The organism is Tautonia sociabilis (genome assembly GCF_003977685.1).
GTDB classification, from domain to species: domain Bacteria; phylum Planctomycetota; class Planctomycetia; order Isosphaerales; family Isosphaeraceae; genus Tautonia; species Tautonia sociabilis.
Genome location: NZ_RYZH01000010.1, coordinates 54,525 through 67,946 on the forward strand (window position 1 = coordinate 54,525; position 13,422 = coordinate 67,946).

General features: G+C 70.0%; 12 protein-coding genes. 4 read left to right on the top strand and 8 right to left on the bottom strand.

Annotated elements, in window-relative coordinates; translation table 11 throughout:
- Positions 1-26 precede the first annotated feature (26 nt).
- On the top strand, positions 27-725 hold the full coding sequence (locus TsocGM_RS06985; protein ID WP_126724586.1) for a sensor histidine kinase: 699 nt from the start codon (positions 27-29) through the stop codon (positions 723-725).
- 62 nt (positions 726-787) lie between these two features.
- On the opposite strand, the gene TsocGM_RS06990 is transcribed toward TsocGM_RS06985, so the two are convergent.
- A complete protein-coding gene (locus tag TsocGM_RS06990) occupies positions 788-1,582 on the bottom strand; it encodes an ATP-binding protein (protein WP_126724587.1) in 795 nt (264 codons plus the stop codon).
- A 187-nt stretch (positions 1,583-1,769) separates the two neighbouring features.
- The gene (locus TsocGM_RS06995; protein WP_126724588.1) at positions 1,770-2,339 is read right to left on the bottom strand and encodes an ANTAR domain-containing response regulator; all 570 of its coding nucleotides are present in this window, start codon (positions 2,337-2,339) and stop codon (positions 1,770-1,772) included.
- A 265-nt stretch (positions 2,340-2,604) separates the two neighbouring features.
- Here TsocGM_RS06995 and TsocGM_RS26910 point away from each other — a divergent pair, with 265 nt between their 5' ends.
- Positions 2,605-3,102, top strand: coding sequence for a MaoC/PaaZ C-terminal domain-containing protein (locus TsocGM_RS26910; protein WP_233578510.1), 498 nt, complete (start codon positions 2,605-2,607; stop codon positions 3,100-3,102).
- Positions 3,103-3,138: 36 nt separating this feature from the next.
- Here the strand turns inward: TsocGM_RS26910 and TsocGM_RS07005 are convergent, their stop codons facing one another.
- Positions 3,139-4,380, bottom strand: coding sequence for a Tm-1-like ATP-binding domain-containing protein (locus TsocGM_RS07005; RefSeq protein ID WP_126724590.1), 1,242 nt, complete (start codon positions 4,378-4,380; stop codon positions 3,139-3,141).
- 120 nt (positions 4,381-4,500) lie between these two features.
- The gene (locus tag TsocGM_RS07010; protein ID WP_126724591.1) at positions 4,501-5,298 is read right to left on the bottom strand and encodes an HpcH/HpaI aldolase family protein; all 798 of its coding nucleotides are present in this window, start codon (positions 5,296-5,298) and stop codon (positions 4,501-4,503) included.
- Positions 5,299-5,587: 289 nt separating this feature from the next.
- On the opposite strand from TsocGM_RS07010, the gene TsocGM_RS07015 reads away from it, so the two are divergent.
- On the top strand, positions 5,588-6,742 hold the full coding sequence (locus tag TsocGM_RS07015; protein ID WP_126724592.1) for a glycosyltransferase family 4 protein: 1,155 nt from the start codon (positions 5,588-5,590) through the stop codon (positions 6,740-6,742).
- On the opposite strand, the gene TsocGM_RS07020 is transcribed toward TsocGM_RS07015, so the two are convergent.
- Positions 6,666-8,432: an ArnT family glycosyltransferase gene (locus TsocGM_RS07020; protein WP_126724593.1), complete on the bottom strand. Its 1,767-nt coding sequence runs from the start codon at positions 8,430-8,432 to the stop codon at positions 6,666-6,668. The genes TsocGM_RS07015 and TsocGM_RS07020 overlap by 77 nt on opposite strands.
- A 108-nt stretch (positions 8,433-8,540) precedes the next feature.
- On the opposite strand from TsocGM_RS07020, the gene TsocGM_RS07025 reads away from it, so the two are divergent.
- Entirely contained in the window at positions 8,541-9,926 is a 1,386-nt protein-coding gene (locus TsocGM_RS07025; protein ID WP_126724594.1) for a hypothetical protein, read from the top strand.
- A gap of 6 nt (positions 9,927-9,932) precedes the next feature.
- On the opposite strand, the gene TsocGM_RS07030 is transcribed toward TsocGM_RS07025, so the two are convergent.
- From TsocGM_RS07030 to TsocGM_RS07040, 3 genes are all read right to left on the bottom strand, one after another.
- Complete coding sequence (locus tag TsocGM_RS07030) at positions 9,933-10,907, bottom strand: peroxiredoxin family protein (protein WP_126724595.1); 975 nt, start codon at positions 10,905-10,907, stop codon at positions 9,933-9,935.
- 154 nt (positions 10,908-11,061) lie between these two features.
- Positions 11,062-12,456 carry a glycosyltransferase family 4 protein gene (locus tag TsocGM_RS07035; RefSeq protein ID WP_126724596.1) on the bottom strand — a complete coding sequence of 465 codons (1,395 nt, stop codon included), beginning with the start codon at positions 12,454-12,456 and terminating at the stop codon, positions 11,062-11,064.
- The gene (locus TsocGM_RS07040; protein ID WP_126724597.1) at positions 12,450-13,412 is read right to left on the bottom strand and encodes an NAD-dependent epimerase/dehydratase family protein; all 963 of its coding nucleotides are present in this window, start codon (positions 13,410-13,412) and stop codon (positions 12,450-12,452) included. Before TsocGM_RS07040 ends, TsocGM_RS07035 begins: the two co-directional genes overlap by 7 nt.
- Positions 13,413-13,422 lie beyond the last annotated feature (10 nt).

The following is a 13,422-nucleotide window of genomic DNA, read 5'->3' on the forward strand; positions in this document are numbered from 1 at the left end:
GCCAAGCGTCGGGTATCCTTCCTAGTATGGCAAAACACGTTCCGTCGACCTACGGACCCGATCGGGAACGGCAGCTGGCGCACCTTGCGTCCAGCGTCGGACATCACATCATCAATGCGTTCAGCGCGGTTGTCAGTAATGCCGAGATCCTGCTGCTGTCGAGCCCTTCGGACGCGGACGGCGAACTGGCGTCGATGGTCGATGTGATCGTCAATGTTTCGGTGAAAGCCTCGGGCGTGGCGCGGAGGTTGATCGATTTCACCCGGCAGTCGACCAAGCCGGTCGAGGAGCTGGTGGACCTCGGAGGGATCATCCGGGAGGTCGTCTCGGAGCTCGGCAAGGCGCACCCCCAGGTTTCCTGGTCGGTCGACTGCCGGGCGCTGACCCCCATGTCGGGGGATCCCGAGCAGCTCCGTCCGATGTTCGCCTACCTGCTGCTCAACGCGATCGAGGCCCTGCCGGCGGGAGGCGGAAGAATCGCCATCCGGGGCCTGGTCGAGCAACCGGAGTGGACGACGCTGCTGATCGAGGACGAGGGCGCAGGCATGGACGCGATCGTCCAAGAGCAGGCCCTGGAGCCGTTCTTCACGACGAAGCCGGGCCGGCTCGGCATCGGCCTCTGCCTGGCCAATAGCATCTGGAGGAGGCACGGCGGCACGCTTGCCATCAGCAGCCAGCCGGGTCGGGGAACGACCTTGCGGCTGACGTATCGTCGGGTTTCCTGAGCCCTCCGGGAGGAGTCGGAGCGACTCGGCCGATCGGCGCTCTCCGAGCCGGGAGATCGGGTTCATGCCGAGCAGGAGCGGGGGGGAGCGGCCGGAACCCGGAACCGGACGGCCCGGATGAGCCCGTTGGGGCCCGACTCGGCCCGGATCGCGATGCCGAGAAGGCGGAGGCGCTCCAGGCTGAGGGCCAGCCGGGAACCAGGGTCGGAGCCGACCTCGCCGAGGCAGACGGCGCGGTTGAACAGAGGATCGTCCCGCAGACTAGTCAGGTCGGCGATCAGCTCATCGGCGGAGGATTCGAGGGTCAAGAGGACGACGTCGCCGTCGCCCTGGTGCAGGGCCGGGTCCGAGTCGGTCGCGACGACGAGCGAGACGCCATCTCCCGGCCGGGCGGAGGAGATGGCGAGCGAGGCCCATTCGAGCAGCGCTTCGAGAACCAATCCCCGGTCGGTGAGGATGGGCCGGATCGGCCCGTCGATGGAGCAGCTCCAGGCGACCCCGAGCCCGAAGGCATCGGGCATCAGTCGGCTGTCGATCTCGGCCAGGAGCTCGTCGGGCCGGACGGGGCCGGGCTCGGGGAGCGGGATCGCCTCGGCCTGCTCGATGAAGTCGAGGTAGCGGCGAGTCAGCCGGGAGACATCGTCGCACATGGCCAGCGCGGTGCCCAGGTGCGGGGCGGCCGGCGCCTTCGGGTCGAGGCCGGCGAGCAGGGGCTCAACCGCGTCTCGGATGGCGGCGAGCGGCCGTTCGAGGTTCGTGCCGACCGCGGCGACGATCGCCTTCAACTCGGCGGCGTCTCGGACCGAGGAGAGGCCCCATCCGGTGGATTGGGGGGCCGGCTCGGGACATCCTTGCATGGCTGGTGCCTGGGGAGACAGGTCGGGCCTCCGTTCGGGGGGTGGTTCCGGCCCGGCCTGATGAGTCCGGCCGGCGTGGCCCCGGCCCGAAGGCCACCGCCCCGTCCAGAGGCTACAGAGGCCGCGCCCGGGATGTCAACGGGCCGGGCCGACGGACGGGAGCGGGCCCGAAGCGGGAGGGCCGGGGTCAGATCAGCTCATGCGCATGGACGATCGTCTCGGCGAGCTTCGCCATGGCGATGCGGCGGTCTTGACTCTCGCGCTGGAGGAAGCGGAAGGCCTCGGCCTCGGAGAGGTTCCGGCGGGACATGATGATCCCCTTGGCCTTCTCGATCATCTTGCGGTCGCGCAGGGTGGCCTCCAGTTCCTCGCTCCGCTTCTTGTACTGGTCGAGTTCGCGGGCCTTGGCCACGGCCATCTGGATGGCGGCGTTGAGCGCAGGGCCGGTGACGGGCTTGAGCAGGTACTGGATCGCCCCCTCCTGGATGGCGGCCTCGACCAGCTCCGGCTGCCCATGAGCCGTGAGGATGATGACGGGAGTGCCCGGATCCTGGGCGATTTGCCGGGCCGCGGAGAGGCCGTCGAGGCCAGGCATCTCGATGTCCAGAATCGCCACATCTGGCAAGGTCCGGCGGCACATCTCGATCGCCCGCTGGCCGTCCTCGGCCACGGCGGCAATGCTGTACCCCATCTTGTTGAGGATCTGCTGGAGGCTCGCCCCGACTTTCCGATCATCGTCGGCGATGAGTACTTTCATCGCGAAGAGCTCCCTTCATCGGTCGCCGTCGCTCTCGAACGTCCGTAAAGGCGGACCTCGATCGGGGACCCTGATCTTTCAACCCACGTGCCAAACACGGCCAGAAACACCAGCTATCGTAGGAGTGGCGTCGCGCCGTCGACAAGCACTTGACCCGGATCACGGAGCCCGATACGGTCCTGCCCGGGTCGGATCGGCCGCGCCCCGACGTCGATTGTTCGGCCGAAGCCCAACCGATTCAAGTCGTTATCGGGAGGCCACGCCGGTGAGCGTCCACCCCCCGCAGGTGCTTCGGTTCCAGGATCTGGCGATCGATGAGGCCTGGGAAAGCCCCTCGAGGACGGTCACGCAGGCCGAGATCACCCTGTTTGCGGGGCTCTCCGGGGATTACAATCCGGTGCACGTCGACCACGAAGCGGCCCGATCCGGCCCGTTTGGCCAGCCGATCGCCCACGGGCTGCTCGGGCTGGCGATCGCCAGCGGCCTGGGTACGGGAGCCCCCCGGGTTGACACGATGGCCTTCCTGGAGATCGTCTCCTGGGCCTTCCACAAGCCGATCCTCATCGGGGACACGATCCGGGTCGTGACCCGGGTCGAGGCCCTGGAGCCGAAGGCCAGAGGCCGTCGGGGGGTTGTGACCTGGCACCGCCAGGTCCTCAACCAGCGCGGCGAGGTCGTGCAGGAGGGCCGGACCCGGACGATGGTGCGAGGACGGGCCGAGGGCCCCGCCGTCTCGGACGTCGAGGAGGCCTCGGCGGGCTGACCGGGAGCGTCGGCCCTCTGGCGGATCGCTGCCGGATCAGCCTCCGCTGCCCTTCCGCATCACCCCGAGCAGAAGGCGGGCGGCCTCGTCGGCGAAGGCGGGGTCGTTGAGATGCAAGGGGAGGGACTCGACCCGGACGTGACTGGCTCCCGCCAGCCCCTCTCGGATCGCGCCGAAGAGGCGGGCATCGGCCTCGGGATCATGGAAGGGCTGGCCGGGGGCGTCGAGGGCCGAGACGCCGAGTTCGGGGAGGAGGACGACGGTCTCGGCCCGGGAGGGTCGGAGGGTGGCGGCGATCCGACGACCGAGGGCCTCGCACTCGTCGGGAAGGGTCCGCATCAGCGTGACGGTCGGATTGTGGACATGGAGCGTCCGGCCCCGGAAGGCCTCGGGGACCGTCGCGATCGGCCCGAAGTTGACCATATCGAGCGCCCCGACACTGACGACCTGGGGCACGCCGGCGTCGACGGCCGCCTGGAGGCGGTCGGGGCCGGCGGAGAGGACGCCGCCGACGAGCTCGTCGGCCAGCTCGGTCGTCGTCAGGTCGAGCACGGCATCAACGAGGCCGTCTCGGATCAGACGTTCCATGGACTGGCCGCCGACTCCGGTCGCGTGGAAAACGATGACCTCGCAGCCCTCGGCTTCGAGGGCCCTGCGCGAGCGGTCGACGCAGGGGGTCGTGACGCCGAACATCGTCGCGGTGACGAGCGGCCCGTCGGGGGCCCCGGACTCGTCCCCGGGCAGGGGGAGTGACCGGCCTCGGACCATGCCGGCCATCGCATCGGCCGCGTTACCGAGCACTTGGCGGGTGATCCGGTTCAGGCCGGCCACGTCGGCGACGGCGGGCAGAAGCATCAGGTCGCTGCCGCCGACATAAGGCCGGGTCTGCCCGCTGGCGAGCGTGCTGACCATTACCTTCGGGAGCCCGAAGGGAGCGGCCCGCATCGCGGCGGTGCCGATGGTCGTGCCGGCCGAGCCCCCGAGGGCCAGGATGCCGTCGACCGTTCCGGTCGCAAGGAGGCCCTCGACAACCCGGGAAACCCCGAGGGCGGCAGCGGAGACGGCCCGGCCGCGATCCCGATGGCGGAGGACCTCCTCGGTCGACGTGCCCGCCTCCTGGAGCACGCGATCTCGGCCGATGTCCGGCTCGATCGCCGGAGGGGAGCCGGTGCCGGCATCGATGACCAGCACCTCCAGGCCCGAGGCGAGGAGCCGATCTCGGACGAACGCGATCTCCAGTCCCTTCGTGTCGAGCGTCCCGATCAGGACGACGGCCATCTCGGCGACCTCCCCCCTCGGCGGCCGGCCTCACCAGGTGGCCGGCCGCCGGGTGATCGATTCCGGATTACCGATTCTCCAGCGTCCGAGGCGATGGTCCGGGGACGACCGGCGAGTCCGTCAATAATTCGCCAGCGTACCGGCCCCTTCCCCCTGGTTGAAGCGATTGGCCAGCGCGGAGGCGTTCTGGAGCATCATCGCCAGCTCGCTGCCGACCGCGATGAAGCGCCAGCCCTCCTCGATGCGTCGGGCCGCGTCGTCGGCGGTCTTCACATGAATCCCGCAGGGGACCTTGTGGCGGGCGGCGGTCTCCCGGATCCGGGTGAGGACCTCCTCCAAGCGCTCGGGGGTGGGAGCGACTCCCCGGGAATCCCGGAGGGAGGCGGCGAGATCGTTCGGCCCGACGAAGATGGCGTCGATGCCGGGAACGGCGTAAATCTCGTCGGCCCGGTCGACGGCGTCGATGTGCTCGGTCTGGAGCACCACAAGGATCTCCTCGTCGGCGCCGGCGAAGTAGCGCTCGGCGGTCGTGCCGTAGTTCAGGGCATGCAAGGCCCCGCCGAGGGAGCGGTTGCCCCGAGGGGGATACTGGCACGCGGCGACGGCGACCTGGGCCTCCTCGGCAGTCATCACCATGGGCACGACGATGCCCATGGCACCGCAATCGAGCACCGACTTGATCAGGTCGTGCCGGCAGCAGTTGACCCGGGCCAGGGGGGTGCAGCCGGCGTCGGCGATGGCGCCGAACATGAGGGCGGCGGTCTGGATGTCGGTGTGGGTGTGTTCCATGTCAACCGTCAGCCAGGGCAGGCCGGTGCGTGCCAGGAACCGGGCGGCGAAGGCGCTGCCCAGCGACAGCCAGGTGCCGACCTGCGGCTTGCCCTCGCGCAGGGCCCGCTTGACGGGATTCGGCTTCACGGTTCGGGGCTCCCTCGGGGTGGGGACGGGGCCCGGCGGAGCCGGGCGGTTGGGCGCCCAGTCTGGCACGGCGGAGGCCGTCGGGCAAGCGATCGGCTGGCGGCGGAGGAGAGGCCGATCCTCCTCGGTGTCCTTAATGGGATGTTCATTTTCCCCGCCGGCGGGCGAGAACCTCCGGTTCGCGTGGCCTCTCGGCCCAGGGAATGCGATGATAGCCACGATGGGACTCAACATCCCCTGGCCCGATCGGTGAACCGAGGACATCGGGGGGAGATCGCGAGGCGAGAGGATGCGGATCACGATTGTCAGCGAGACCTACTTCCCGCAGGTGAACGGCGTCTCCCGGACCCTCTCGCAACTGGTCCGGGTGCTGACCGAGGCTGGCGACGAGGTCCAGCTGATCCACCCCGATTACGGGGAGCCCTCCCGAGCGGTCGGAGCGTACCGGGTGCCCTCGGTGCGGATCCCGTTCTATCCGGACCTCCGCCTGCCGGTGCCGCCGTATCGCGGGGTCCGCCGCGCGATCGCCCGGTTCCGGCCGGAGCTGGTCCACATCGCCACCGAGGCGACGCTGGGCCTGGCGGTCCTGCTCGACGCCTCGGCCAGGGGGATTCCGATCGTTTCGAGCTTCCACACGAACTTCGACCAGTACTCGGACCACTACCGGGTGGGGTGGGCCCGAGGGGGGATCTGGCGGTATCTGCGCTGGTTTCACAACCGGACGAGGGAAACCTACGTGCCGTCCCGGGCCACGATCCTGAACCTGGAACGCCGGGGATTCCGGAACCTGGTGCTCTGGCCCCGGGGGGTGGACGCCTCGCTCTTCCGCCCGGATCGCCCCGGGAGGGCCCAGCTCAGAAGGGCGCTTGGCTTCTCCGAACAGGACGTGGTGATCGCCTACGTTGGCCGGGTGGCGGTGGAGAAGAACGTCGAGTATCTCGCCGAGGCCCTGGCGGAGGCGGCCCAGAAGTCGTCGAGGGCCCGGCCGCTGATCGTGGGGGAGGGGCCGGCCCGGCCCGTGCTGGAGGAACGGCTCCGGGGCGTCGCCACCGTTGTCGGCTTCCGATCGGGGGAGGAGCTGGCGGACCACTACGCCGCCGCTGATCTGTTCGCCTTCGCCAGCCGGACGGAGACGTTCGGCAACGTGGTGCTGGAGGCGATGGCCTCGGGCCTTCCCGCGATCGTACTCGCCGAGGGAGGCCCGGCGGAGATCGTCCGCCACGGCGAAACCGGTCTGGCGATCGCACCCGATGCCCCTCCCGGGACCTTCGCCGAGGCCCTGCTCGCCCTGGCCGAGGACGGCCCGCTGCGCCGCCGGATGGCGGAGAACGCCCGGGATTTCGCCCGGTCGCAGAGCTGGGAACGGATTATGGGAGCCCTCCGGGACCGCTACGCCGCGATCGTCGAGGCCGACGACCCGGCGACGCTGGAGCCGATCGCCTGAGCCGGTCGGCGTCGAGTTGGAGGTCCGCCCATCGGTCCTCCCGGATCCAGAGCCCCCTTCCGTCGGGGGAGACGGGCACGAGGCTCGAGGGCAGATATCCGGAGGAGAGAAACTCCCGGAGCGCCGGGAAGGGCGGATAGGCCACGAAGACGAGTTCAGGGCGGGTGTCTCGGAGGTCCGCCATCAGCTCGTCGATCCGGGGGGAGACGACCGGATGCGGCCGGTCGGCATAGTCCCGCATCAGGTTGTTCGTGAAGAAGTGCCGGGAGGCGGCATCGAGCCCCGAGTAGAAGAGCAAGGGGCTCTGCCATCCCCAGATGTGCAGCCTCGGGTCGTCCCAGCCGGCGGTCTGCTCCCCGAGCAGCCGGCCGAGCTTGCGCAGCTCGACCCACTGCCGGCCCCCCTTGTACCGGATCGTCAGCTCCTCGGCCGGGACGAGCAGGTAATCCCGGATCTGGATCGCGCCGAAGGCGAGGATCGCCGAGAGGAGGCCGAGCCCGATCGCGGTCGACCACCACCGTCGGGGACGGGCCGCGAAGGCGTCCGAGACGGCGACCGCGACCGACAGCGCCAGGCCGGGGACCGGCAGCAGATAGTAATGCGCCCAGTACAGCCCCGGGGCGAGGACCTGAAGCACCGCCGAGGCCGTCCACGCCGCGGCAGCCCTCCGGCCGAAGCCTCCTCGACCGATGGCGAGCCAGATCAACGACGGCAGACCCGCCAGCCAGATCGGCCAGGAGCCGAGTCCCCACCAGACGAGGTAGTCCGAGGTCCCGAACGGAGGGGGGAGGTTGCCCGAGGGGTCGGCGTTCCCGGTGAGCCATCGGATCGCGGGGGACGGAGCGTTCGGCTCCGGGGAGACGTCGGCCGCCAGGGCTCGGCCGTGTCGGACGATGTCGTCGAAGGCCTCCGCCGTGACCCCCTGGGCGGCCAGGACGGCCCCGGCGACGAGGATCGGGGCGACGAGGCCCAGGAAGAACGCTCCGAGAGACCGGAGGAGCGACCTCACCCCGGCCTCCCCGGGCTCGCCTTGCCTCGGCAGGGCGAGCACCGCCACCACGAACACCGGAACGTGGAGCGCCGCCACCTGCTTGACGAGGATCGCCAGCCCGAGGGCAACGCCCGCCGAGACGAGCCAGGCCCCCCGCCGTCGGGAGGATCCGGCGGCGGCGACCGTCGCGGCCAGCGCGGCCACCGAGAAACAGTTGATCGCCTGTTCGAGCTGCGCCCCATTGCCGTAGAGGTACGGGTCGGTGCTCAGCAGGGCGCAGAGCAGGCCGGAGAGGACCGCCGCGCCAGGCCCTCCGAGCCGGAGGCCGAGCCACCAGACGATCGCGACCGAGGCGAGGACGAAGGGAATCGGCAAGAGTCGGATCGCCAGCTCATCGGGGCCGCCGAGGGCGACGGCCCCTTCATAGATCCAGTAGCCCAGCGGCGGCTTGTTCTCGCTCAGGTCGGCGTAGAGCCGGTCGCCTTCGATCAGGCGGCGGGCCATGTAGGCGTAGGCCGCCTCGTCGCAGTCAAGGGGCTCGGACTCTCCCCGGACAACAGGATACGGAGCGACGCCGAGGCGAGCGTCCAGGGTCGGCCCGATGGTATGGCCGCGCCACCAGGCGGTGACAGCGAGGATCGCGAGGAGACCGATCAGAGCCGGGGCCGGCGTCCGGGGGCTCGTGTCCAGGTTGGCCAAGGGGCCCCTCCGGCGGTTAGAATCCAGGTCGACAGCCCCGGGCGGGCCCGGATCGCCCCTCCCGCTGCCCAGGAGCGAGGGGACCTCACCGCTCCCCCGATCGACCCGATGGCTCTGAACGATTCTACCGAGACGGCCCGGCCCGGTGCATCCGGCCCGACGGCTCCCCTGCCTCGGCCCATCGGGCGACTGCGGGCGGCGATCCCGGCCGCGCTCTATGCCGCCGCTCTGATCGGGCTGGCCGAGCCGCCGAGGATGAGCGGGAACGTCTGGTCGCGGTACATGACGATCGAGTCGATCGTGGAACGGGGGACGCTCTCGGTCGACGACTGCCCCTACCTCGTGCCGAGCGGGTCTCCCGACCTGGCGAAGTTCGGCGGCCGGCTCTATTCCGACAAGCCCCCGGTCCTGCCGGCGATGGGGGCCGCGGTGTATGCTCCGCTCCATCGGATCGGCTGGAAGATGTTCGACCTGCGGTCTCCCCAGGCGTTCATCTCCTCGTTCGGGCCGGTGAACCGGGCGCTGGTGGGGGTCCTGATCGCGTTGCCGTCGGCGCTGGCGTTATACGCGATGCGTCGGATGTTCCAGGCGATCGCCATCGCTCGGCGGCTGGCCGACGCCCTGGCGATCGGGTTCGGGTTCTCCTCGCTGCTGCTGTCCTACGGCGTGACGTTTAACAACCACAGCGTCGCGGCGGGTCTGCTGACCTCGGCGTTCGCGATTGTGCTCCTGAGCGACTCGCAGGGGAAGGCCGGCGTGGCTCGGTCGGCAATGGCGGGGCTGCTCGCCGGGCTGGCAAGCACGATCGACCTGCCAGCGGGAGGGGCGTTGTGGGCGGGGTTGCTGGCCTGGATCCTGGTGAGATCGCGGAAGGCGGGGGCCGGATACCTGGCCGGCTCGGCGCCTCCGATCCTCGCCCATTGCGTGCTCCAGTCGATGGTGACCGGATCTCCGCTGCCGGTGGAGCTCTACCCGGAGGCCCTGGCCTATGACGGGTCGTACTGGTCAACCGAGATCGGCACCTTCAAGGAGTCGATCCCTCGATCGCTCTTCCTCGTGGAGCTGCTCGTCGGCCCGCAGGGGTGGCTGACCGTGACCCCGGTCCTGATCTTCTCGCCGGTCGGCCTGGCCTGGGCGATGTGGGGGAGGACCGGCGCGATCCGCTCGGGGGCGATCGTCTCGGCGATCGTCTCGGTCGTCCTGCTGGGCTATTACAGCTTCGGCGTCCGGAGGACCGACTACTCGGGGCAGTCGTTCGGGGTGCGGCACCTGTTGCCGATCACTCCGATCCTGTTCACCTACGCCGTGGCGGCGCTCGAGCGGCTGAGGATGCGCGTCTGGCGCGGGATCTTCGTCGCCTTGATGCTCATTGGCGGTGTCTATGCGTTTGAGGGAATGGAGGATCCCTGGTCCCGAATCGAGCGCCGGGACGATCTTCCCCTGCGGATCGTCCGGAAGCTGGTCGTGTATCCCCATTCGAGCTATGCCCGGTAGGGGGGATCACTCCGACGAGTTCGGGCCGAGCACCTCGGCGAGGGCCCGGGAGAGCGAGGAGCCTCGGAGGCCCATCCGGAGGATCGTCCCGTCGGGGGCGATGAGGAAGGTGTCGGGCACGCTGGTGACACGGAGCGGCCCGGACCAGTCGGCTCCGGAGGTGCCGTTGTGGACGAGTCGCCAGGGGAGGGGCTCCCGATCGACGACCCGGTCCAGATCCTCGATTGAGGCATCGAGCGCGACGCCGATGACCTCCAGGCCCCGATCGCCGTAGGAGTCGAGGGCATCGGCCAGGGCGGGGAGCTCGGCCAGGCAGGGCTCGCTGAAGGTGGCCCAGAAGAAGACCAGGCGGTGGCCGCGGGGGGAGGGGCCGAGCGAGATCGGCTGGCCGGAGACGTCCCTCGCCTCGATGGCGGGCGCGGGGGAGCCGAGCAGGGCGATCCTCGAGAACTCCGCCTCGACCTTCTCGGGGACACCGGGGACGGCGCCGAAGCGGTCGAGAAAGCAGGTGTAGACCTCCCGGGCCGACTCGGCGTCGGCCGAGGCGAGGGCGAGGTCGGCGATCGTGTCGGCGAGGTCGGCGGCCAGGCGGACCTGGGCTTCGCCGTCGAGCCCGGCCATGAGCTCTCGGTAGAGGACGATCGCGGCGCGGATGCGCCCGGCCTCGGCGTCGGCCATCGCGGAAACGAGCTGGCCGAGCGGGGTGGCGGCCCCCCGATCCGGGCTGGCAACGTACGCCCGAGCGGCGGAATCGGCCTCGGCGAACCAGCCGTATCGGATCGCCAGGTCAAAGAGCAGGCGATGGGCCTCCTCGCGGTCGGGGCCGTGGCCGTGCTCGGCGACGAATGGCAGCAGCTCCTCGAAAAATCGGCGGTCGTGTTCGCGGCGAAGGGCGTCGAGGGAGCCCGAGGCCCCGGGGCGATCGGGGGGCGTCGGGTCATCCGCCGGGAAGAGGAGCAGGGCAAGGAGCAGAGGGCACACGAGAGGATCTCCCGCTCGATGGGAAGGGATCGGGGAGGGTACCGGACGCGGGGCCGATCTCGGATCCCGGCCGATCGAGCAGGGATCCAGGATCCGGGATGGGAGGATCAACCGCGCCGAGGAGAGGAGGCGATCGGGATCACCGAGGCCGCCGTCACGCGGCCGAGGGGACGACCACCGCCGGGCCGCCGGGGACGGAGGCGGGGCGGAGGTCGCCGACAAGCTCGCCGATGAGGTCGGCCCAGCGGTCGCAGCAGGACAGGCGCTCGAACTCGTCGAGGAAGGAGGAGCGGCCCTTTCGGCCCATCTCAGCCGAGAGTTCAGGATGGGAGGATAGAAGCTCGATCGCCTCCACGAGGGGACCAGGCTCGCCGAGCCGGACCGTCACGCCGCAGCCGGCGCGGCGGATCGTGTCGGCCGTCTCGCTGTGGTCGGGGCCGACGAACAGAACGGGACGCTCGGAGGCCATCGCGCCGTACAGCTTCCCAGGGACGACGATGCCGGTCATCTCCGACCTCATGGAGACGAGGTGGGCGTCGGCCACGGTGAGGGACTCGTGGAGCTGCTCCCGGGGGACGTAGTCGAGGAGTCGGATGTTCTCCAGGCCCTCGGCCTGTTTGGCCTCCTTGACCTCGCGGAGGCGGGGGCCGCCGCCGACGAAGAGGAAGACGATGTCGTCCCGGTCCCGGAGGCGTCGAGCGGCCTCGAGGAACTCGCTGGCGGAGTGAGCGAGGCCGAGGTTGCCGGAATACATGACCACAAACTTGTCTGAGAGGCCGAGCGCCTCGCGCATCGGGTGGCCCTCCCGAGGGAGGGGGAAGACCTCGTCGCGGCGGCTCCAGACGGGGATCTCGACCATCCGGGAGTCTCGGACCCCCTTGGCCCGGATCCGGTCGGCCATGTAGGGGCCAAGCACGACGACGCGGTCGGAGCGGCGATAGATCGCGTCGCTCAGCCAGGAGAGGAGGGCGACGACCGGGTTCCGCCGGGACATCTGGCCGAGGGCCAAGCTGGCGTCGGGGTGGAGGTCCATGCTCCAGTAGACCTGGCACGAGCCCCGGAGGCGCCGGAGCAGGGTGCCCACAAGACCGATGAGCGGCGGGGTGGTGAGTGTGACCACCACGTCGAACCTCGGCAGGGTCAGGGCGGTGAGGATCGCCCCGACGTAGAAGCTGAGGTAGTCGGTCATCCGCTTCAGGACGCTGCCGCGTCCGAGCGAGGTGGCCCGGACGCGATGGATGGTGACGCCGTTGCGCTCGTCGCGGGCGGGAGGAGGCTCGGCCCCCGGCTCGTAACGCCCCCGGGCGCAGAGGACGTGGCACTCATAGCCGCGATCGGCCAGCGACTCGGCCAGATCGGTCAGGTGCTGGGCGGTCGAGGCGTGGTCGGGCCAGTAGTACTGGTTGACGAACAGGAGGCGGGGCCGCCGTCGGGCGCGGGGCCCGGCCGACGGGGAGTGGGGGCGGGCCGCCCTGGTCCCGTCCGGCTCAACCCGCCAGCGGCGGAGGGGACGGGGGGAGGGGCTGGGCTCGGGGATGTCGCTCACCATTTGGCGTCGGCCTCATCCTTGTTGGCGCGATACCAGGAGATCGTCTTCGCCAGGCCGGTGCGGAGGTCGGTCGGCGGCGTCCAGCCGCCAAGCACCTGCTTCATCCGGGTCACGTCGAGCACCTTCTTCGCAGCACCGTCGGGCTTGTCGGTGTTCCAGCGGAGGGCGCCCTTGAACCCGGACAGATCGTGGACCGTCTCGGCCAGTTCCCGGATCGAGGTCCCAATCCCCGTGCCGATGTTCAGCGGCAACGAGACATCGTCGTAGACCTCGGCGGCGAGGACGATCGCATCGGCACAGTCCTCGACGTAGATAAATTCCCGGATCGGCTTGCCGGTGCCCCAGACCTCGACCTCCTTCGCTCCGGCCAGGTCGGCCTCGACCCACTTCCGCACGAGGGCGGCGACGACGTGGGAGCGGTCGGGGTTGTATGAGTCGCCGGGACCGTAGAGGTTCGTGAGAATCAGGTGGATCGAGTCCAGGCCGTACTGCTTCTTGTACGCGACCCCCTGAACGGCCAGCATCTTCTTTGTCAGGCCGTAGTTGACCACACTGGCGTGGCACGGGCCGGCCCAGAGATCCGTTTCCTTCAGTTCCCCCTCGAGATAGCCGGGGTAGCTGCAAGCGGTGCCGATGTTGACGACCTTGCCGACGTTCGCCAGCCGGGCCGCCTCCATCAGGTTCGCACCCATGACGAGGTTTTGATAATACAGCCGGCCCGGCTCGTTCACATTGATTCCGATGCCGCCGTAATACGCCGCCGAATGGATGAGCAGGTCGCAGGGGTGCTCCAGCAGGCATCGGAGGCAGGCGTCGAGCGCGGTCAGGTCGAAGTCCCGCTTGCGCGGGACGAAGACCTCGGCTCCGAACGACTCCAGCCTCTTGACGATGTGCTGCCCGAGGAACCCGGCCCCGCCGGTGACGGTGACGCGCTTGCCCGACCAGAAGCCCTTCATCGCTGGCTGT

Bases quoted from the DNA above. Each gene is read 5' to 3' on its own strand.
- TsocGM_RS06985 (WP_126724586.1), top strand. From the start codon at position 27: ATGGCAAAACACGTTCCGTCGACCTACGGACCCGATCGGGAACGGCAG.
- TsocGM_RS06990 (WP_126724587.1), bottom strand. From the start codon at position 1,582: ATGCAAGGATGTCCCGAGCCGGCCCCCCAATCCACCGGATGGGGCCTC.
- TsocGM_RS06995 (WP_126724588.1), bottom strand. From the start codon at position 2,339: ATGAAAGTACTCATCGCCGACGATGATCGGAAAGTCGGGGCGAGCCTC.
- TsocGM_RS07005 (WP_126724590.1), bottom strand. From the start codon at position 4,380: ATGGCCGTCGTCCTGATCGGGACGCTCGACACGAAGGGACTGGAGATC.
- TsocGM_RS07015 (WP_126724592.1), top strand. From the start codon at position 5,588: ATGCGGATCACGATTGTCAGCGAGACCTACTTCCCGCAGGTGAACGGC.
- TsocGM_RS07025 (WP_126724594.1), top strand. From the start codon at position 8,541: ATGGCTCTGAACGATTCTACCGAGACGGCCCGGCCCGGTGCATCCGGC.
- TsocGM_RS07035 (WP_126724596.1), bottom strand. From the start codon at position 12,456: ATGGTGAGCGACATCCCCGAGCCCAGCCCCTCCCCCCGTCCCCTCCGC.
- TsocGM_RS07040 (WP_126724597.1), bottom strand. From the start codon at position 13,412: ATGAAGGGCTTCTGGTCGGGCAAGCGCGTCACCGTCACCGGCGGGGCC.